This window comes from Mesorhizobium sp. M7A.F.Ca.MR.245.00.0.0 (assembly GCF_003997415.1).
In the GTDB taxonomy this organism is placed as follows: Bacteria; Pseudomonadota; Alphaproteobacteria; order Rhizobiales; family Rhizobiaceae; genus Mesorhizobium.
Map to the genome: position 1 here is coordinate 70,793 of NZ_RZTE01000017.1, position 17,310 is coordinate 88,102.

At 63.3% G+C, this 17,310-nt stretch carries 23 protein-coding genes; 18 read left to right on the forward strand and 5 right to left on the reverse strand.

Annotation, left to right across the window (positions count from 1 at the left end):
- Position 1 precedes the first annotated feature (1 nt).
- The 3 genes from modB to EOB80_RS18535 all read left to right on the forward strand — a co-directional run bounded on the left by modB (position 2) and on the right by EOB80_RS18535 (position 2,237).
- Positions 2-706, forward strand: a complete 705-nt coding sequence (gene modB / locus EOB80_RS18525; protein ID WP_127328916.1) for a molybdate ABC transporter permease subunit — start codon at positions 2-4, stop codon at positions 704-706.
- A complete protein-coding gene (gene modC / locus EOB80_RS18530; protein ID WP_127328917.1) occupies positions 703-1,815 on the forward strand; it encodes a molybdenum ABC transporter ATP-binding protein in 1,113 nt (370 codons plus the stop codon). Before modB ends, modC begins: the two co-directional genes overlap by 4 nt.
- Positions 1,816-1,895: 80 nt before the next feature.
- Positions 1,896-2,237 (forward strand): winged helix-turn-helix domain-containing protein, encoded by a 342-nt coding sequence (locus EOB80_RS18535; protein WP_127271788.1) that lies wholly within the window; start codon positions 1,896-1,898, stop codon positions 2,235-2,237.
- A gap of 60 nt (positions 2,238-2,297) precedes the next feature.
- Here EOB80_RS18535 and cobF read toward each other — a convergent pair whose 3' ends face one another.
- A complete protein-coding gene (gene cobF, locus EOB80_RS18540) occupies positions 2,298-3,083 on the reverse strand; it encodes a precorrin-6A synthase (deacetylating) (RefSeq protein ID WP_127328918.1) in 786 nt (261 codons plus the stop codon).
- Positions 3,084-3,214: 131 nt separating this feature from the next.
- On the opposite strand from cobF, the gene EOB80_RS18545 reads away from it, so the two are divergent.
- From EOB80_RS18545 to EOB80_RS18580, 9 genes are all read left to right on the forward strand, one after another.
- Positions 3,215-4,216, forward strand: coding sequence for a DUF4424 domain-containing protein (locus EOB80_RS18545; RefSeq protein ID WP_127328919.1), 1,002 nt, complete (start codon positions 3,215-3,217; stop codon positions 4,214-4,216).
- Positions 4,216-4,734: a dihydrofolate reductase gene (locus EOB80_RS18550; RefSeq protein WP_127328920.1), complete on the forward strand. Its 519-nt coding sequence runs from the start codon at positions 4,216-4,218 to the stop codon at positions 4,732-4,734. The genes EOB80_RS18545 and EOB80_RS18550 overlap by 1 nt, the downstream gene beginning before the upstream one ends.
- 168 nt (positions 4,735-4,902) lie before the next feature.
- Positions 4,903-6,027: an FtsH protease activity modulator HflK gene (hflK, locus tag EOB80_RS18555; protein WP_023813074.1), complete on the forward strand. Its 1,125-nt coding sequence runs from the start codon at positions 4,903-4,905 to the stop codon at positions 6,025-6,027.
- Positions 6,027-6,995, forward strand: coding sequence for a protease modulator HflC (locus EOB80_RS18560; protein WP_127328921.1), 969 nt, complete (start codon positions 6,027-6,029; stop codon positions 6,993-6,995). Before hflK ends, EOB80_RS18560 begins: the two co-directional genes overlap by 1 nt.
- 6 nt (positions 6,996-7,001) lie before the next feature.
- Positions 7,002-7,190 (forward strand): DUF2065 domain-containing protein, encoded by a 189-nt coding sequence (locus tag EOB80_RS18565; RefSeq protein ID WP_023813072.1) that lies wholly within the window; start codon positions 7,002-7,004, stop codon positions 7,188-7,190.
- A 127-nt stretch (positions 7,191-7,317) separates the two neighbouring features.
- A complete protein-coding gene (locus tag EOB80_RS18570; RefSeq protein WP_127271780.1) occupies positions 7,318-8,835 on the forward strand; it encodes a DegQ family serine endoprotease in 1,518 nt (505 codons plus the stop codon).
- Positions 8,836-8,891: 56 nt separating this feature from the next.
- Entirely contained in the window at positions 8,892-9,029 is a 138-nt protein-coding gene (locus EOB80_RS35980) for a PIN domain-containing protein (protein ID WP_348629444.1), read from the forward strand.
- Positions 9,022-9,315 carry a PIN domain-containing protein gene (locus EOB80_RS18575; protein ID WP_245463834.1) on the forward strand — a complete coding sequence of 98 codons (294 nt, stop codon included), beginning with the start codon at positions 9,022-9,024 and terminating at the stop codon, positions 9,313-9,315. Before EOB80_RS35980 ends, EOB80_RS18575 begins: the two co-directional genes overlap by 8 nt.
- Positions 9,312-9,572 (forward strand): pilus assembly protein HicB, encoded by a 261-nt coding sequence (locus tag EOB80_RS18580; RefSeq protein ID WP_127328922.1) that lies wholly within the window; start codon positions 9,312-9,314, stop codon positions 9,570-9,572. The genes EOB80_RS18575 and EOB80_RS18580 overlap by 4 nt, the downstream gene beginning before the upstream one ends.
- On the opposite strand, the gene EOB80_RS18585 is transcribed toward EOB80_RS18580, so the two are convergent.
- Positions 9,573-10,136 carry a GNAT family N-acetyltransferase gene (locus tag EOB80_RS18585; protein ID WP_127328923.1) on the reverse strand — a complete coding sequence of 188 codons (564 nt, stop codon included), beginning with the start codon at positions 10,134-10,136 and terminating at the stop codon, positions 9,573-9,575. It lies immediately after the preceding gene.
- Entirely contained in the window at positions 10,133-11,020 is an 888-nt protein-coding gene (serB, locus tag EOB80_RS18590; RefSeq protein WP_127328924.1) for a phosphoserine phosphatase SerB, read from the reverse strand. The genes EOB80_RS18585 and serB overlap by 4 nt, the downstream gene beginning before the upstream one ends.
- On the opposite strand from serB, the gene miaA reads away from it, so the two are divergent.
- The 3 genes from miaA to EOB80_RS34570 all read left to right on the forward strand — a co-directional run bounded on the left by miaA (position 11,010) and on the right by EOB80_RS34570 (position 13,098).
- Positions 11,010-11,978, forward strand: a complete 969-nt coding sequence (gene miaA, locus EOB80_RS18595) for a tRNA (adenosine(37)-N6)-dimethylallyltransferase MiaA (RefSeq protein ID WP_127328966.1) — start codon at positions 11,010-11,012, stop codon at positions 11,976-11,978. The genes serB and miaA overlap by 11 nt on opposite strands.
- A gap of 105 nt (positions 11,979-12,083) precedes the next feature.
- Positions 12,084-12,875: a GGDEF domain-containing protein gene (locus EOB80_RS18600; RefSeq protein ID WP_127328925.1), complete on the forward strand. Its 792-nt coding sequence runs from the start codon at positions 12,084-12,086 to the stop codon at positions 12,873-12,875.
- Positions 12,876-12,945: 70 nt separating this feature from the next.
- Complete coding sequence (locus EOB80_RS34570; protein WP_164762654.1) at positions 12,946-13,098, forward strand: hypothetical protein; 153 nt, start codon at positions 12,946-12,948, stop codon at positions 13,096-13,098.
- Here the strand turns inward: EOB80_RS34570 and EOB80_RS18605 are convergent.
- Positions 13,095-14,924: an ATP-binding protein gene (locus EOB80_RS18605; protein ID WP_127328926.1), complete on the reverse strand. Its 1,830-nt coding sequence runs from the start codon at positions 14,922-14,924 to the stop codon at positions 13,095-13,097. The two genes, EOB80_RS34570 and EOB80_RS18605, sit on opposite strands and share 4 nt — an antisense overlap.
- Before the next feature lie 154 nt (positions 14,925-15,078).
- Between EOB80_RS18605 and EOB80_RS18610 the strand changes: the two genes are divergently transcribed.
- Genes EOB80_RS18610 through EOB80_RS18620 form a run of 3 tightly spaced genes read left to right on the forward strand, consistent with a single transcriptional unit; the run spans position 15,079 to position 16,527 of the window.
- Positions 15,079-15,642, forward strand: a complete 564-nt coding sequence (locus EOB80_RS18610; protein ID WP_127328927.1) for an XRE family transcriptional regulator — start codon at positions 15,079-15,081, stop codon at positions 15,640-15,642.
- A 4-nt stretch (positions 15,643-15,646) separates the two neighbouring features.
- The gene (locus EOB80_RS18615; protein WP_127328928.1) at positions 15,647-15,955 is read left to right on the forward strand and encodes a hypothetical protein; all 309 of its coding nucleotides are present in this window, start codon (positions 15,647-15,649) and stop codon (positions 15,953-15,955) included.
- Positions 15,956-15,999: 44 nt separating this feature from the next.
- Positions 16,000-16,527, forward strand: a complete 528-nt coding sequence (locus EOB80_RS18620) for an N-acetyltransferase (RefSeq protein WP_127328929.1) — start codon at positions 16,000-16,002, stop codon at positions 16,525-16,527.
- 4 nt (positions 16,528-16,531) lie between these two features.
- Here the strand turns inward: EOB80_RS18620 and EOB80_RS18625 are convergent.
- On the reverse strand, positions 16,532-17,310 hold a 779-nt coding region (locus tag EOB80_RS18625; RefSeq protein WP_245466381.1), incomplete at its 5' end, for a LysR substrate-binding domain-containing protein.

Below are 17,310 nucleotides of genomic sequence, written 5' to 3' on the forward strand. Positions count from 1 at the left end.
AATGAACTGGCTGCTGGACCTCACTCCCGACGAATGGAATGCGGTTCGGCTGTCCATCAAGGTGGCAATGGTGGCGATGCTCGCCAGCCTGCCGCCGGGCATCTTGATCGCACTGCTGCTTGCCCGGGGACAATTCTGGGGCAAGACCGTTCTCAACGGGCTGGTGCATCTGCCGCTGATCCTGCCGCCCGTGGTGACCGGCTACCTGCTGCTGCTGACCTTCGGCCGGCGTGGCCCCGCCGGCGCCTTCCTGGCCGAGCATTTCGGCATTGTCTTCTCCTTCCGCTGGACAGGTGCGGCGCTGGCCTGCGGCGTCATGGGCTTTCCCCTGATGGTGCGGGCGATCCGGCTGTCGATCGAGGCGGTGGACCGCAAGATGGAAGCGGCGGCGGGAACGCTCGGCGCCAATCCGCTCTGGGTGTTCGCCACCATCACGCTGCCCCTGATCCTGCCCGGGCTGATCGCCGGCGCCATCCTGGCCTTCGCCAAGGCGATGGGCGAGTTCGGCGCCACCATCACCTTCGTCTCCAACATTCCCAATGAGACGCAGACATTGCCGTCGGCGATCTACACCTTCACGCAGGTGCCGGGTGGCGATGAAGGGGCGCTCCGCCTGACGCTGATCTCCATCGTCATCTCCATGGCAGCACTTGTGGCTTCGGAGGTGCTGGCGCGGCGTGTCGGCCGGCGACTGGACATCGAATGAGCGTTCTCGTCGACATCAGTCATCGGCTGGGTGGTTTCGCCATCGACGCCCGCTTCGAAAGCGCCGGGCGGCTGACGGCGCTGTTCGGCGCGTCTGGGTCGGGCAAGACGACACTGATCAACATGATTGCCGGGCTGATCCGGCCCGACAGGGGACGCATCGAGGTCGACGGCCGTGTGCTGGTCGATACCGATGCCGGCATTTTCGTGCCGAAGCATAAGCGCCGCATCGGCATGGTGTTCCAGGACGCACGGCTGTTTCCGCATTTGAGCGTTGCCGGCAATCTTCGCTACGGCCGCTGGTTCACGCCGCCGGCGGAGCGCTACGCCGATATCGATGCCGTCGTCGACCTGCTCGGCATCGGGCCGCTCATGAACAGGCGGCCGGCAAAGCTCTCGGGCGGCGAGAAACAGCGCGTGGCGATCGGCCGGGCATTGCTTGCCAGCCCCAGACTGCTGCTCATGGACGAACCGCTGGCCTCGCTCGACGAAGCGCGCAAGGCCGAAATCCTGCCCTATGTCGAAAGGCTGCGCGACGAGACGAAAATCCCGATCGTCTATGTCAGTCATTCGGTCGCCGAAGTGGCGAGGCTGGCCAGCGATGTGGTGATGCTGGCACAGGGCAATGTCGTTGCCAGCGGGCCGACCGAGGCGGTGATGCAAAGGCTCGACCTGTTGCCGGCGGAGGAGCGCGGCGAGGGCGGCGCCGTGCTGGACACCAGGGTGCTGCGTCACGACGAGACTTTCGGCATGACCGTGCTCGGCTCGGCCGCGGGCGAGCTCCGGGTGCCACAGCTGGCGATGAAGACAGGTACGCCGGTGCGCATCCGTATTCGCGCCCGCGATGTGATGATCGCCACCGAAAAGCCGACGGGTCTCAGCGCGCTCAACATCCTGCCGGGGACCATTACCGCGATGAGCCCGGGCGAAGGGCCCGCGGTCGAGGTCGGTATCGACTGCAATGGCGCAACCGTGCTTGCCCGCATCACCGAACAGTCGCGGCAGGCGCTGAAGCTTCATCTTGGCGGCAAGGTTTTCGCGGTGATCAAGACGGTGAGCTTCGATCGGGCAAACACCGGCGCCGGCCTGCCCGCCGAGGCGGATGGATAATCCCGCTATGTCTTTTTGGAATAGCGGTTTCGCCAGGGAGCTTCTAGTATGGGGTTGGGTTGTGACCGCGGAGAGCAAAGATGCCGTCGCTGAGCTTGCGGATAAATCTCGATCCCGACGGGCGCGTCGGGCCGGGCAAGATCGAACTCCTGGAACAGATCGCCGCCTTCGGCTCCATCTCGGCCGCCGCTCGCGGCATGGAGATGTCCTATAAGCACGCCTGGGACCTGGTCGAGGACATGAACCGGGTGTTCGGCAAGCCGCTGGTGGCGGCACAGACCGGCGGCCGCAAGGGCGGCGGCGCACAGTTGACGGCGGTCGGCCTGGCAGTGGTCAGCCGCTTCCGCGCCATCGAGCGCGCGGCTTCTGCCGCGGCGGCGGCGCATATGGAGGCATTGCAGGCGGAGATTGATGCTGGGTGAGGGCAGTAGGGCAGTAGGGCAGTAGGGCAGTAGGGCAGTAGGGCAGTAGGGCAGTAGGGCCTAATCCTCTGCGCTTGGCTTGCGAAGCAGGTAAGTGTCCATGATCCAGCCCTTTTTCCGGCGCGCTTCTTCACGGGTTCTCTCGATCTCGGCGCCGACATCACTGAGACGGCCAGAGATGAGAATCTCGTCTTCCGTTCCGAGATAGGCGCCCCAATGGATGACGAGATCCTTGTCGACCAGCGTGTTGAAGGCGCATTTGCCGTCCAGCAGGACGACCGCGCTGCCGGCATTGTCCGGCATGCCTTCCTCGGTCAGGCGGCGGCCTGTGGTGATGAGGACGGAATCGCCGATGCGGTTCAGCGCCATCTTGTGGCTGGCGGCAAGTGCCTGGACAGCGGTGATGCCGGGGATCACCTCAAGCTCGAACGCCACATTTCCTCGCAGGCGCACGCGCTCGAGGATGCGCAACGCGCTGTCATAGAGCGAAGGATCGCCCCAGATCAGGAAGGCGCCGCAGCCGTCGCCGGCAATCTCATCGCGGATCAGGCCTTCGTAAATGGCGGCGATGGCTTCGTGCCAGTCATCGACGGTCGCGCGGTAGGAGGGCGCCGGCCCATCTTCTACTGGCATGTCGCGCACCGGCACGTCGAATTCGACGCGGCGCGACTTCGGATTGGTGACGAAGCGGTCGCATATCCGGCGGCGCAGTTCGGCCAGCTCATTTTTTTTCGCGCCCTTGTCGGGAATGAACAGCACATCCGCCTGGTTCAAGCCTGATATGGCCTGAACGGTCATGTGGTCGGGATTGCCGGCGCCGATGCCGATGACGAGAAGCTTGCGCATGGGCGAACTCCTGCCCGATCGGAACCTGTTAGTCCAGACCGCGCTGGCGCGCGTCCGCGGATACGGAAGGGCTTTGAACGCCACATTGAAACCGCTAGGGTCCTGCAAGCATTCTGGCCGAGGTGGTTTCCATGTTGCGATATATTCTGACCGCCGTGCTGGCCCTGTCGCCCGCGCCCGCCTACGCCAACGATTCGGTTGCCGAACTTGGCACCGGTGGCCTGATCCTGTCGCGCAGCGACGCCGTGTCGATGCAAAGCGAGGACCTCTTCATCTCGCCGGAAAACGTCACGGTCGACTATGTCTTCCATAACAACACCGATCGGGATGTCGAGGCCATCGTCGCTTTCCCGATGCCCGAAATATCGGGCAATCCCGAAGAAATCCCGGCGATCCCCGAAAACCAGAGCGACAACTTCCTCGGCTTCGAGGTGACGATCGACGGCGTTGCCGTCAAGCCGCAGCTGGAGCAGAAGGTGTTTGCGCTCGGCATCGACATCAGCGCCGAGTTGAAGGCGCAAAACGTGCCGTTCTATCCATTCGGCGATGCGGCGAAGGCGGCGCTGGCCAAGCTGCCGCAAGCGGTTGTCGATGACTGGGTCAACCGCGGCATCATCATCGAGGACACCGGCAGCGACGGCACCGAGACGACCAAGGTCTACACGCCGTTCTGGCAATTGCGTTCGACCTACTGGTGGCGCTCGACCTTTCCGGCCAACAAGGACGTTCATGTGTCCCACCACTACAGACCGAGCGTCGGCGGCACGTCTTCAGTCAGCTTCTTCTACGACGGCAAATTCCAGGGACAGTATGCGGCCTACAAGGCCCGCTATTGCATGGATGGCACATTCGAAAATGCGGTGCGCAAGGCTGCCAAGGACGACCCTGACGGCTACCCCAAATATTTCGAGAACCGCATCGCCTATATCCTGACCACCGGCGGCAACTGGGCCACCGGCACGATCGGCAAGTTCAAGCTGACGATCGACAAGGGCAATCCGAAAGCCCTGGTCTCGTTCTGCGGCGACAATGTCAAAAAGACCGGACCGACGACATTCGAGATGACGGCGGATGATTTCTACCCCGAGCGCGACATCGACATCCTGATCCTCGAGCCAACGGACGGCAATTGATGCACGTCGCAATCTACGTTGCCATCGCCGAGAACGGCGTGATCGGGCGGGACGGCGGGCTCCCGTGGCGGCTCTCCACCGATCTCAAGCGCTTCAGAGCCGATACGATGGGCAAGCCCATCATCATGGGCCGCAAGACCTATGAGGGCATCGGCCGGCCGCTGCCGGGCAGGTTGAACATCGTCGTCACCCGCGACAAGACCTGGCGCGCCGAGGGCGTCGAGGCGGCACATTCGCTCAAGGCCGCGATCCAACTGGCGACGGAGCGCGGGCGCCGCATGGCCGATGTGGACGAGGTGTGCGTCATCGGCGGCGGCGAAATCTATGCCCAGGCCATGCTGCTGGCCGATCGCCTGCATGTCACCCATGTGCTGGCAGCGGTCGACGGCGACGCGCATTTCCCGCCGATCGATCCTGATTCCTGGCACATTGTCAGCTCGCACGACGTCCCAGCCGGGGAAAAGGACAGCCACCCGACGCGTTATTCGGTCTACGAGCGGCGTCGAGAGAGACATTGAATGAAAAAAGGGGCATTGAAGGAAGACAAAGGGTCGCGACCGGACAAATCGGACGAAGTCGGCAGCGCATCGCGTTGAAAGCGCCTCGTTGCGTCCCTATAGAAGAACAATACTGGATTTTGCGCCGTAATACCGGCGCTTGAGGGAATTCCAAGCGAAAGGACATTCATGCCCTGGAACGACAAAAGCGGCGGTGGCGGCGGCCCATGGGGTGGCGGCGGCAACAATCAAGGACCCTGGGGGCAGGGTCCAAAGGGACCCAGCGGGCCACAGGGCTCGCCTCCCGATCTCGAAGACATCATCCGCCGCGGCCAGGACCGGCTGCGGCGCGCTCTTCCGGGTGGCGGCGGCGCGAGCCCGGCTATCTTCGCGCTGATCGCGGCTGCACTTGTGGTGCTGTGGGCGTTCAAGGCGGTTTATACCGTGCAGCCCGACGAGGTCGCGGTCGAATTGCGCTTCGGCAAGCCGAAGACCGAACTGTCGCAGCCTGGTCTGCATTTCCATTGGTGGCCGCTCGAAACCGTCGAGACGGCCAAGATTTCCGAGCAGCTCGTCGATATCGGCGGCGGCGGCGCGACAAGTGGCAACACGTCCGGGCTGATGCTTACCGGCGACCAGAACATCGTCAACGTCCAGTTCTCGGTCGCCTATCAGGTCTCTGACCCGAGCGCGTATCTGTTCGATGTGTCCGATCCCGACGGTATGCTGCGGCAGGTAGCCGAAAGCGCCATGCGTGAAGCCGTCGGTCGCCGGCCGGCGCAGGACATCTTCCGCGACGACCGCCAGGGCATTGCCGCCTCGGTGCGTGAAATCATCCAGACGACGCTGGACGGCTACAAGGCCGGTCTCAACGTCAACGCCGTCTCGATCGAGGATGCGGCACCGCCACGCGAAGTGGCCGATGCGTTCGACGAGGTGCAGCGCGCCGAGCAGGACGAGGACAAGTTCGTCGAGCAGGCCAACCAGTACTCCAACCAGAAGCTCGGCCAGGCGCGCGGCGAGGCCGCACAGATCCGCGAAGACGCGGCCGCCTACAAGAACCGGGTCGTGCAGGAAGCCGAGGGTGAGGCCCAGCGCTTCATCTCGGTCTATGACGAATATGCCAAGGCGCCCGATGTAACGCGCAAGCGCCTCTACCTGGAAACCATGGAGAAGGTTCTGAAGGATTCGAGCAAGGTCATCGTCGAGCAGGGCAACGGGCAAGGGGTCGTTCCCTATCTGCCGCTGCCGGCATTGCAACCGAAAGCGCCGGCACCCGCTGCGCCCAGTGGCGTTACGGGAGGTAACCAGTGATGGCCAACCGTCTTCCCATCATCGTCGTCGCAGCAGCGGTTATCCTGTTCCTGCTCTATTCGTCGGTCTTCGTGGTCAATGCGCGTCAGCAGGCGCTGGTGCTCAGGTTCGGCGAGATCGTCGACGTCAAGAGCGAACCCGGCATCTACTTCAAGGCGCCGTTCTCGTTCTTCGACGCCGACACCGTGCAACTGATCGAGAACCGGGTGCTGCGCTTCGACCTCGACAACATCCGCGTCCAGGTGTCAGGCGGCAAGTTCTATGAGGTCGACGCCTTCATCGCCTACCGCATCTCGGATCCGCGGGTCTTCCGCTCCACCGTGTCGGGTCAGATCGAACTGGCAGAAGCCCGGCTCAGGACGCGTCTCGACGCTGCCTTGCGCCGTGTCTACGGTCTGCGTGATTTCGAGGCCGCACTTTCCGAACAGCGCACCGTGATGATGCGCGAAGTCCGCGACCAGCTCAGGCCCGACGCCACCTCGCTCGGCCTGCAGATCGAGGATGTCCGTATCCGCCGCACGGATCTCACGGCCGAAGTCTCGCAGCAGACCTTCGACCGCATGAAGGCGGAACGCCTGGCGGAAGCTGCGCGGCTGAGGGCGCGCGGCAATGAAGCGGCACAGCGCATCACCGCCCGCGCCGATCGCGAAGTGGTCGAGATCGTCGCCGAAGCGCAGAAAGAGTCGGAAATCCTGCGCGGCGAGGGCGAAGCCCAGCGCAGCGCCACCTTCGCGGGAGCCTATCAGCGCGATCCGGCCTTCTTCGACTTCTACCGGTCGATGAATGCCTATGGCACGGCGCTGGACAACACCGGAACGACGATGGTGCTGTCGCCGAACTCGGAGTTCTTCCGCTTCTTCCGCAGTCCTGACGGCAGCGAGGGGCCGGCAAAGCCGGCTTCGCCTGCGCCAAACGCTCCGGCGACGGCACCCGCCGCGCCGGCGGCACAGCCCAGCACCGGCCAGTAGCGGCCGGTGCAGGATTTTCTTGCCGCCATGGGCCTGGTCCTTGTCATAGAGGGTCTGGTCTATGGCGGTTTTCCCGGCCTGGCCAGGAAACTTGCCACCGAAGTGCTGTCGCTGCCCGAGAACGCGCTGCGGATCGCCGGGCTGGCGGCGATCGTGATCGGCGTCGGCATCGTCTGGCTGGTACGGGGCGCATGACGGCGGCGATGATTTATCCTCTGCCGATAGTCATAGCCGCAAACGTGCCGTATTTTTTGCCAACATGGCGTGACGCGGCGTTTTCGTCGAAGCGCTTTTCTTTTCAAGGATACCGGGAGGCTTCTCGATGACATCCAATACAATTCTGTGCGCGGCTCGGCGGACATTCATCGCCGGCGCGGCGGCACTTCTTGTCAGCGCCGTCGCTGTCCCGTCCTTCGTGACGCCGACATTTGCCGCCGATGGACCCGCCTCGGTTGCCGATCTGGCGCAAGGCCTGCTCGGCGCAGTGGTCAACATATCGACCTCGCAGACGGTCAAGGGCACCGAAGGCCCGGGCGCGGTGCCGATGCCGCAATTGCCCGAGGGGTCGCCCTTCCAGGATTTCTTCGACGATTTCTTCAAGAACCGCGGCGGTGACAAGGACAACGGCTCGCAGAAGGTGCAGTCGCTGGGCTCCGGCTTCGTCATCGATGCCGAGCAAGGCATCGTCGTCACCAACAACCATGTCATTGCCGATGCCGACGACATCGAGGTCAATTTCTCCGATGGTGTCACCTTGAAGGCGACGCTGGTCGGCACCGACACCAAGACCGATGTCGCCGTGCTCAAGGTCGATCCGAAAGGCCACAAGCTGACGGCGGTGAAGTTCGGCGATTCCACCAAGATGCGCGTCGGCGACTGGGTGATGGCGATCGGCAATCCGTTCGGCCTCGGCGGCACGGTGACGGTCGGCATCGTCTCTGCCCGCAACCGCGACATCAATTCCGGCCCCTATGATGACTTCATCCAGACCGATGCCGCGATCAACCGCGGCAATTCCGGCGGACCGCTGTTCAACAGCGCCGGCGAAGTCATCGGCATCAACACGGCGATCATTTCGCCTTCCGGCGGTTCGATCGGCATCGGCTTTTCCATCCCCGCCCAGCTCGCGTCCGGCGTCGTCGACCAGTTGCGCCAGTTCGGCGAGACGCGGCGCGGCTGGCTGGGCGTGCGCATCCAGCCGGTGACCGACGACATCGCCGAAAGCCTCGGCATGGCGACCGCCAGGGGCGCGCTGGTCGCCGGCGTGATCAAGGGCGGCCCGGTCGACAATGGCACCATCCAGGCGGGCGATGTCGTCATCAAGTTCGACGGCAAGGACATCCATGAGATGCGCGATCTGCCGCGCGTCGTCGCCGAAAGCCCGGTTGGCAAGGCGGTCGATGTGCTCATCGTGCGCAAGGGTGTCGAGCAGACCGTGAAAGTGACGCTCGGCCGGCTCGAGGATGGCGAGAAGCTCGCCAGCAGCGAGGAGGGCAGCAACACCGATCAGGACAAGGGCGACAAGGCTCCGGCCGTTTCCACTGCTTCGGTGCTCGGCATGACGGTCGGCGAACTGAACGACGAGACACGCAAGAAGTTCAGCATTGCGGCCGATGTTTCGGGCGTCGTCATCACCGACGTCACCAAGGACTCGGCAGCCGCCGAACGCGGCATCCAGCCCGGCGAGGTGATCACCGAGATCGCACAGGAATCGGTTGCCACCCCCAAGGATGTCATGGACCGCATCGGCGCCTTGAAGGAACAGGGGCGCAAGAATGCACTCTTGATGCTGGCCTCGAAGACCGGCGAGCTCAGGTTCGTGACGATCCGGATGGACTGAGATCCGCCAGCTAACAGGTATATTGTAGCATCCCATGGGATGTACTATTTTAGCTTGTGAGACGGATCGTACTGGACACAAACGTTCTGACGGCAGGTTTGCGAAGCAGGAATGGTGCGTCGTTTGCCGTCTTGCACGGAATCGCGGATCGGCACATCCGCCCATTGGTGACGACAGCGCTGTTTCTTGAATGAAACCGTGTTGACCCGACCCGAGCAAATGGCGGTTCACGGATTGTCGAATGCGGATCTGGATCGTTTGCTTGCCGGTTTTGCTACCTTGGCAGAACCGGTTGAACTGCACTTTCTCTGGCGCCCGCAATTGAGCGATCCGAAGGATGAAATGGTGCCTGAAGCCGCGATCAACGGCCGGGCAGATGCCTTGGTGACCTACAATCGCCGGGATTTTGCGGCTGCGGCAGGCCGTTTCGACGTCCAAGTCGTAAGCCCGGCTGAATTCCTGGAAGGACTTCGAACATGAGCAAAGCGACTTATCCTTTGAAGCTCCCGCTGTCGGTAAAGGAGGCGGCCGCGCGTTTGGCTAAGGCGGATGGCGTGTCGCTCAATCAGTGGATCGCTTCGGCTGTGGCGCAGAAGGTTGGAGCAATGGAAACGGCGGCGGATTTCCTGCGTCGTCGGGCGGGCGATGCGTCCGCCGGCGATTTTGGAAAAATGCTTGAGCGGGTTGCTGGCGGACCTCCGCAAGCTGGCGATGAGCTTCCGCCTGATCGACATTGATCAGCGACGGTTCTTTCGCCAGTTCTGGGCAGTCAGCCGGTAGAACACATGGCGCTTGAGCGCGGGATGGCTGTCGGGAATGCTGGGGTGACCGAAGTCGGCCGATGGATCGGCTCTCATGCCGAGGCGCTCCATGACGGCGGTGGAGCGGCGGTTTTCCGCGACGGCGAAGGAGACGATTTCGTCAAGGCCGAGTGTTTCGAAGCCGTAGGCAAGCCATGCCTGAGCCGCCTCGGTGACGTAACCTCTGCCCCAGAATTCAGGCGCCAATCGCCAGCCGATCTCGATCATGCTGGCTGGCAGGAAGTCCATGTGATCGGTTCCGGTTATACCGACAAAACCGATACATTCGCCCGATGCGGCGATTTCTGCGGCCGCAAAGCCAATGCCGTCGCGATCGATGGCGGCGCGGAACTGATCCATCTTGGCATCCGCCTCGGCGCGGTCGCGGCGGAACGGAAAGAACTCCATCACCCGGTCGTCGGAGTTTATGCGGTGGAACAGGTCGCGGTCGCGATCCTCCCAGTTGCGCAGGATCAGGCGCTCGGTGCGCATTGGTTTCATTGCACAAACTCCTCCCGCCTGTAGCCTTGCACATAAAGCAGCGCGGTCAGGTCGCCATGATCGATGCGGACCTTGGCCTGTGCCGCCACCGTCGGTTTTGCGTGGAGCGCGACACCGGTACCGGCCAGGCGGATCATGTCGAGATCATTGGCGCCGTCGCCGACGGCGATGGCGTCGGCGGGCGTCAGGCCGAGGCGCGCTGAAATTTCGATCAGCGCGTCGGCCTTGGCGGCGCGGCCGAGGATCGGTTCGCCGACCAGCCCGGTGAAGCGGCCGTCCTGCTCGAGCAGGCGATTGGCGCGGTTCTCCTGGAAACCGAGCATGGCGGCGATGCGCGTCGTGAAGACCTCGAACCCGCCAGACACGAGTGCCGTCCAGGCGCCGTTGGCGCGCATGGTCCGGACCAGAACACGGCCGCCCGCTGCCAGCGTCAGGCGATTGGCGACGATGCGATCGACCACGGCGGCGTCGAGGCCCTTAAGCAACGCCACCCGTTCACGCAAAGCCGGTTCGAAGGCGATCTCACCATTCATGGATCGCGCGGTGATGGCCGCAACATGATCCTTGACGCCGATCTCGTCGGCCAGCTCGTCGATGCATTCCTGGTCGATCATGGTTGAATCCATGTCGGCGATCAGGATTTTCTTGCGGCGGGTTTCCGCCTGCTGGACGATCACGTCGACGGCCTCGCTGGCAAGTGCCGTGCGCAAGACGGCACTCGTGACGGCGTCGTCGGCTGCCTCAGGCAGGACGAGATCGCAGGCAATACCTTCGGCCAGCCAGACAACAGCGCTTGCGCCGACCGACCGTGAGGCCATATTCGCAAGCGACAGCGACAAAGCGCGCTCAGCGGGACGGGAAACAAGGGTGGCGATCAGCGGCATGAAACATTCCGGCGGGCAGGCGGGCGAGGGCCGCGTGAAGAACGCGATCCTGATAGCCGGGCCGACCGCCAGCGGCAAGTCGGCGCTTGCGCTCGATCTGGCCGAGCGCAGGGGTGGCGTGATCGTCAACACGGATTCCATGCAGGGTTATTCGGTGCTCGACGTGCTGACCGCCCGGCCGGAGGCGGCCGACCTCGCCCGCGCACCGCATTATCTTTATGGCCATGTCCACCCGGCCACCGCCTATTCCACCGGCGCCTGGCTGCGCGACGTGATGAAGCTGATCGAGGACGGCACATTCTCCGAACGGCCAGTGATTTTTGTCGGCGGCACCGGGCTCTACTTTCGCGCGCTGGCCGAGGGCATTTCGGAAATGCCCGACATTCCGCAGCGGGTCCGCGACCGCTGGCGCTATGAGTTGAAGGAGCAGGGCGCCGTCAAGCTGCACAGCCTGCTGCTGCGCGAGGATTCGGCGGCCGCCATGATGCTCAAGCCAACCGACAGCCAGCGCATCGTGCGGGCATTGGAGGTTCTCGATGCGTCTGGCCGTTCGATCCTGGAATGGCAGGCAGAACGCGGCCAGCCGCTCATCGACAGGGAAAGCGCACGTTTCTTCGTGATCGAGCCGGATCGGGCGGCGTTGGTCGCTCGCATCGACAAACGCTTCGACCAGATGCTGGACAAGGGCGCGCTGGACGAGGTCAAGCGGCTTGCAGCACTTGGCCTCGATCCCGAATTGCCGGCGATGAAAGCGATCGGCGTTCGCGAACTGCAGGCAGCGATGGCCGGAGAGATTGGCTTTCCCGAGGCAATCGAACGCGCCAAGATCGCGACCAGGCAATATTCCAAGCGGCAAACCACCTGGTTCAGGCATCAATTGGGGCCGGAATGGCTGAGATCGCGCCCCGGTGATGATCTGGAAACCACGATCTCAGCGCTTGCCTCCGATGCAACCTGAAAAGTTTAACTGCAAGGAAAGGTTCCCGTTGTGGTTGTCCAAATTAACCCTCCGTAAGCCCGCCCATGCCATAAGATCAGTGGGCACTTTTCCAACGGGGAGCAGATGCGTTTCCAAAAGGCGGAATCAGCATTTTTCGTCTTTATATTCGTGATCCTGGCCGCCGGCCTGGTGACGCTGCATGCTTACGGACTTCTGCAATCCTTCGCCGACGAGTTGCATACGGCTTCGGGTCTGGACAAGGTCATCTATCTCAACAAGCTCTTGTTCGCGACCGGCGTGCTCCTGGCCACCGCGCTGTTCTTCGGCATCTTCTTCATCTATCCGCTGATCCGCAAACAGGCGATGGAGGAAGGCAAGCTGCGCGCCATGACGGTCTCGCTCAGCGCGCGCTCGGAAACATTCGAGCATGCGGCGCTGACCGATGGCCTGACCGGCATGCAGAACCGGCGCTATTTCGATGATGCGCTGAAGGAGTATCTCGAGGAGTTCCGGCGTATCGAAAAGCCCGTCGGGCTGATGATCCTCGATCTCGACCATTTCAAGCAGGTCAACGACACCCACGGCCATGACGTCGGCGACGAAGTGCTCAAGGCCGTCGCGAACTGTCTCAAGGACATGACGCGCTACCACGATGTGGTGGCGCGATTGGGCGGCGAGGAGTTCGCCGTGGTCACGCCCAACATGGACGCCGAGCTTCTGGGCAAGTTTGCCGAGCGCATCCGCAAGGCGATCGCCAACATGTCGGTGCTGTCAGGCAATGTCCGCCTCAAGATCACCACTAGCGTCGGGCTCGCCGTCTGGGACCGCAAGGAAACAGCGGAAGAGTTCTATCGCCGCGCCGACCGCCAGCTTTACGAAGCGAAGAGGCAAGGCCGCAACCGCGTCTGCGCCTAAATCCCGAAGAAGAATTCATGAGGCCGGTCGCCTGACGCGGTTTTCTCGACTTCCGTTGCTCACGGACTAGATGTCCGCTCCGCTCCGGCTTCTCGAAAACAGCACCACCCGACTCAGCCTGGACGAATTCCCTGACGGGATTTATCCGAGCGGGCTGGGCAAGGGCGCAAGCTTGGCGCGGCTTCTCGGTCAGAAGGCAGAGGAGTTGGCGCTGCTGACCTAATCGTTTTGCGGGCGCAGGCCGAAGGTTGCGGGCTTTAGGCCGTAGCGCATGTCGAAATCGTCGTCCGATGGCGCGCGTGCGGCGGGTGGCTTGCGGTAGTCGGGGTCGCCGGCCTGGCGGCCTGAATCGACGACCTCGGCGAAGGCCATCGCCTGCTGCGTTGATTTAGGCACGTTGCGCAGTCGTTCCACGATCGCCACCAGATCGACATCGTCGCCTGGCTTCGACGTGGCCTCTTCGCGTTTTGCGGTGCCGGGGAGCAGGTCGCTCGGCAGTTTTTCGAACTTCAGCCGCATGGTCGTCGCCACGCCTTCGCCGAAGGCGATGGCTTCGCGCTGGCCCATGGAGGACAGGAAGGCAAGCGTCGAGGCGGAAGAGTCGGCAATCGCCGAGCGGATGATCGCCTGGTCCTGCTCATTTGCAAGCCGCATGGCGAAGAAGGTCGAGCATTGCGAAAGGATGGTCGGGTCGAGCTCGCCCGGGCGCTGGGTGACGACACCGAGATAGCAGCCATATTTGCGGCCTTCCTTGGCAATGCGCGACAGCGCGTGCCTTGTCGGCGCGAAGCCGAGGCGCGGATCGGCCGGCATATAGCGGTGCGCTTCTTCGCATAAAAACAGGAGCTGCAGCTTGCCCTCGCTCCACAGAGCGAGGTCGAAGGCCAGGCGCGCCAGCACCGAGCAGACGGAATTGACCACTTCGGACGGCATTCCGGCCATCTCGAAGCAGGTTACCGGTCGGCCATGATGCGGCACGCGGAAGATGTTGCCGATCGTCTCGTGGATGGTGTCCTCGATCAGGCGCGAGTTGAACATGAAGCGGTAACGTGGATCGGCCGCCGCCGATTCGATGCGCGTCTTCAGCGATTTGAGCGTCGGGCGATCGGTCTTGCTTTCGAGCATGCCCATTCGCTCATCGATCTGCTTGAGCAGGTCGGCGATGCGGTAAGGCACAGGCGTATCGGCGGTCAACGCATCGCTGCCTCGCCTGATATAGGAGCCCGAATTCGGGTTGCGGTAGAGATTCTTGGCGGCCGGGATAAGGTCGCGCAAGGCGTCGATTTCTTCCGGCTCGGTCTCGCGGCCCCGGAACAGCACCTCGGCGAATTCCTCGAGCTTGAACATCCAGAACGGCAGATCCAACGTTTTGGAATCGACCCTGACGCAGTATTCGGGCAGCGATGCAGCGAACTCGTTGTGCGGATCGAGGATCAGGATGCGCAGATCCGGCCTTGCTGCGATCGACTTGCGCAGCAGCAGCGAAACGGCGGTGGATTTGCCGACGCCGGTCGTGCCGACAATGGCGAAGTGACGCGCCAACGTATCGTCGATGGCGATGTTGGCGGCGATCGTCTCGTCCTGCGCGAGCGTGCCGATCGTGATCGAATGACGCCCGGCGAGGTCATAGACCGCCTGCAGGTCGCGGGTGCGGATCCGATGCGCAACGGCGCCGATATGCGGATAGGTGGTGATGCCGCGATCGAAGACCGGTTTGGCGCCGGGCTCTGCTCCGTCACGGACTTCGCCGATCAGCTCGATGCTGACCTCGATGGCGTTCTGGCCCTCATTGCTCCAGGCGCGGTCCGACTTGCCGATTGCGTAGACCAGGCCGACGGTTCGCGTCGATCCGAGATTGATGGAAATCATCTTGCCGACCGTCCACAGGCCGGTCACCGCGCCGTCGGCGTCGTTCGCGTAGGCGCTGATGGTGGCGCGTGCGCCATCGCATTGCACGACATTGCCGAGGATGCGCTTGTCGTTCTGCTCTGCGTCGCGGCGCTCCTGTGATGTCGGTTCTCCAACGGAGGCTTCGCGTTCGACATACATGGACAGGCCAATCCCCATTTCCCTGGAGCATCGATCCTACCCGAATGGGGTTAAGGCCCGATGAGGTCGGATGGTGTAGAGAGCGTTAAGGGGCTCGTGAAAATTGTCGCAAGGCGGCTCTTCTCCGGCGTCTATTTTTCGCTATAATAGACATATGGATGATATAGCGAACGACATTTCCTCGACGATCGGCCGCAGGATACACGCCGAAAGAATCGTGCGCGACTGGTCTCTGGCCGAACTCGCGGAGCATTCCGGCGTCTCGAAGGCGATGCTCAGCACGATCGAGCGTGGCAAGACCAGCCCGACGGCGGCGCTTCTGGTGCGCATCGCGTCGGCCTTCGGCATGACGCTGTCGACCTTGATCGCACGCGCGGAATTGCAGGGCGGCGGGATATTGCGCGAGGCCGACCAGCCGGTGTGGCGCGATCCCGACACCGGCTATGTCAGGCGGCATCTTTCGCCGGCTGGCGATATGCCGCTGGAACTGATCAAGGTGCATCTGCCGGCGGGCGCCAAGGTCAGTTTTCCGGCCGCTTCATACGCCTTCATCAAGCAGCAGATATGGCTGATTTCCGGGCGGCTCGAATTCGTCGAAGGTGAGACAGTGCACAAGCTTGTATCAGGCGACTGCCTGGCGCTCGGGGCGCCGTCGGACTGCACCTTCCATGCCCTCGAGCCCGGCGCCGACTATCTCGTCGCGCTGGTCAGGGGCTGACACAATGGCAAGAAGACCAAAGCGCTCCCACAATGGGGGGCCGCGTCTCGATGAGTACAAGGGCCCGCCATGGGGCAAGGGCGATCCCTACATCTTTCTTGCCTGGCAGGCCGCCCATGCCAAGGCGTGGAAGGCGCCGAGCCACGAGGTGATGCTGCTGCGCATGGACAGAGCCGAGCGGCTTGGCCTGACCTATGAGGAGTACACGCTCGAGATCCTTGAGCGCGGGCGGCATCTCGGGCACGAAGACGCCGACCGCATCAGCGCCATCAAGGCGGCGCGAAAGCGACGCCGCGCGCACCGTCTGGACTGACAGCAATGCGCCCGCTTCTATTGCAATCACAGGATATCCTGCACATGAACTCGATCGAGATCGCAACCCTGAACCCGGCTGCCGAGACGCAGGACATGCTGACCGAATTGCTGGTCGCAACGGTGGCGACCGGCGGTTCGGTCAGCTTCATGCATCCGTTGGCGCCGCAGGCGGCAAGGACGTTCTGGGAGAAATCGCTGGCCGCGGCGGCAAGGGGCGAAAGAGCGGTGGTTGGCGCCTGGGACGGCAAAAACCTCGTCGGCACAGTGACCTTGCTGCTCGATTGTCCGCCCAACCAGCCGCACCGGGCCGAGATCGCCAAGCTGATGACATCAGTCGATTACCGGGGCAGGGGTGTGGGGACGCGCCTGATGCGAGCCGCCGAGAGCCTCGCCGTGGAGAAGGGCCGCACGCTGCTGGTTCTGGACACGGCGACCGAGGAGGGCGCCTCAGGCCTCTATGAGCGGTTGGGCTTCACGCTGGCCGGTGAGATACCGGACTATGCCCTGAAGCCGCATGGCGGGCTGACCGGCACGTTGATCTACTGGAAGCGGATCGGGCCAATCTCATAACCAGTCATGCCGGCGCGGAGAGGCGCAGGAGCAGCCATTGGCGGAAATCCTGTTCGGCTCCGGTCAGGCGTGCTGTCGACGCCTTGGTCAGGAAATGCCCCGATGTGCTGGAAAGTTCATAGTCGGAAAGCCTGACCAGCGTCTTACTATCGAGCGCCGCATCGACCAGCGGCCGCGAGCCCAAGAGCACGCCGGCGCCGGCGCTCGCCGCCTCCATGGCGGTGACGAAACTGTCGAAGCGGTGTGATCGTCTGGGATGGCCAGCCAGTCCAGCGGCGGCGAACCATTCCGCCCACATCTCGCGCGCGCCGGCGACCAGAAGCAGCGGCAGGGAAGGCCAGTCGCCGTCGCCGGCGAGTGCAGGTGCGGCCACCGGCACGAGCCGCTCGGCGGTCAGCCTGTCGGCTTCGCGTCCGGGGAACGATCCGTTGCCGAAGCGGATGTCGAGCACCGAGCCCGGCAGATCGTAGTCGGCAGGGCGATGGATCGTCACCAGATCGAGCTGGATGCGCGGCAATGCCTTTGCCAGATCGGGCAGCGCCGGAACCAGCATCAGCAAAACAAAGGAGATCGGCGCCCGGATGGTTACGGTCTGGACCGCGCGCGGCTCGAACAGTTCCGCGGTGCTGTTGCCGATGGTGGCGAAGGCCGACTGGATGTGAGGCAGGTAGGCTGCCCCCTCCGGCGACAGTGCGACGCCGCGGGCCAGCCGCGAAAACAAACGTGTCTTGAGCCGCTCCTCGAGAAACCGGATGTGCTGGCTGACGGCTGCCTGGGTGAGAC

Excerpts from the sequence above, each read along its gene's own strand:
- modB (WP_127328916.1), top strand. The coding sequence starts at position 2 with ATGAACTGGCTGCTGGACCTCACTCCCGACGAATGGAATGCGGTTCGG.
- modC (WP_127328917.1), top strand. The coding sequence starts at position 703 with ATGAGCGTTCTCGTCGACATCAGTCATCGGCTGGGTGGTTTCGCCATC.
- EOB80_RS18535 (WP_127271788.1), top strand. The coding sequence starts at position 1,896 with ATGCCGTCGCTGAGCTTGCGGATAAATCTCGATCCCGACGGGCGCGTC.
- cobF (WP_127328918.1), bottom strand. The coding sequence starts at position 3,083 with ATGCGCAAGCTTCTCGTCATCGGCATCGGCGCCGGCAATCCCGACCAC.
- EOB80_RS18545 (WP_127328919.1), top strand. The coding sequence starts at position 3,215 with ATGTTGCGATATATTCTGACCGCCGTGCTGGCCCTGTCGCCCGCGCCC.
- EOB80_RS18550 (WP_127328920.1), top strand. The coding sequence starts at position 4,216 with ATGCACGTCGCAATCTACGTTGCCATCGCCGAGAACGGCGTGATCGGG.
- hflK (WP_023813074.1), top strand. The coding sequence starts at position 4,903 with ATGCCCTGGAACGACAAAAGCGGCGGTGGCGGCGGCCCATGGGGTGGC.
- EOB80_RS18560 (WP_127328921.1), top strand. The coding sequence starts at position 6,027 with ATGGCCAACCGTCTTCCCATCATCGTCGTCGCAGCAGCGGTTATCCTG.
- EOB80_RS18570 (WP_127271780.1), top strand. The coding sequence starts at position 7,318 with ATGACATCCAATACAATTCTGTGCGCGGCTCGGCGGACATTCATCGCC.
- EOB80_RS18580 (WP_127328922.1), top strand. The coding sequence starts at position 9,312 with ATGAGCAAAGCGACTTATCCTTTGAAGCTCCCGCTGTCGGTAAAGGAG.
- EOB80_RS18585 (WP_127328923.1), bottom strand. The coding sequence starts at position 10,136 with ATGAAACCAATGCGCACCGAGCGCCTGATCCTGCGCAACTGGGAGGAT.
- serB (WP_127328924.1), bottom strand. The coding sequence starts at position 11,020 with ATGCCGCTGATCGCCACCCTTGTTTCCCGTCCCGCTGAGCGCGCTTTG.
- EOB80_RS18600 (WP_127328925.1), top strand. The coding sequence starts at position 12,084 with ATGCGTTTCCAAAAGGCGGAATCAGCATTTTTCGTCTTTATATTCGTG.
- EOB80_RS34570 (WP_164762654.1), top strand. The coding sequence starts at position 12,946 with ATGTCCGCTCCGCTCCGGCTTCTCGAAAACAGCACCACCCGACTCAGC.
- EOB80_RS18605 (WP_127328926.1), bottom strand. The coding sequence starts at position 14,924 with ATGTATGTCGAACGCGAAGCCTCCGTTGGAGAACCGACATCACAGGAG.
- EOB80_RS18610 (WP_127328927.1), top strand. The coding sequence starts at position 15,079 with ATGGATGATATAGCGAACGACATTTCCTCGACGATCGGCCGCAGGATA.
- EOB80_RS18615 (WP_127328928.1), top strand. The coding sequence starts at position 15,647 with ATGGCAAGAAGACCAAAGCGCTCCCACAATGGGGGGCCGCGTCTCGAT.
- EOB80_RS18620 (WP_127328929.1), top strand. The coding sequence starts at position 16,000 with ATGAACTCGATCGAGATCGCAACCCTGAACCCGGCTGCCGAGACGCAG.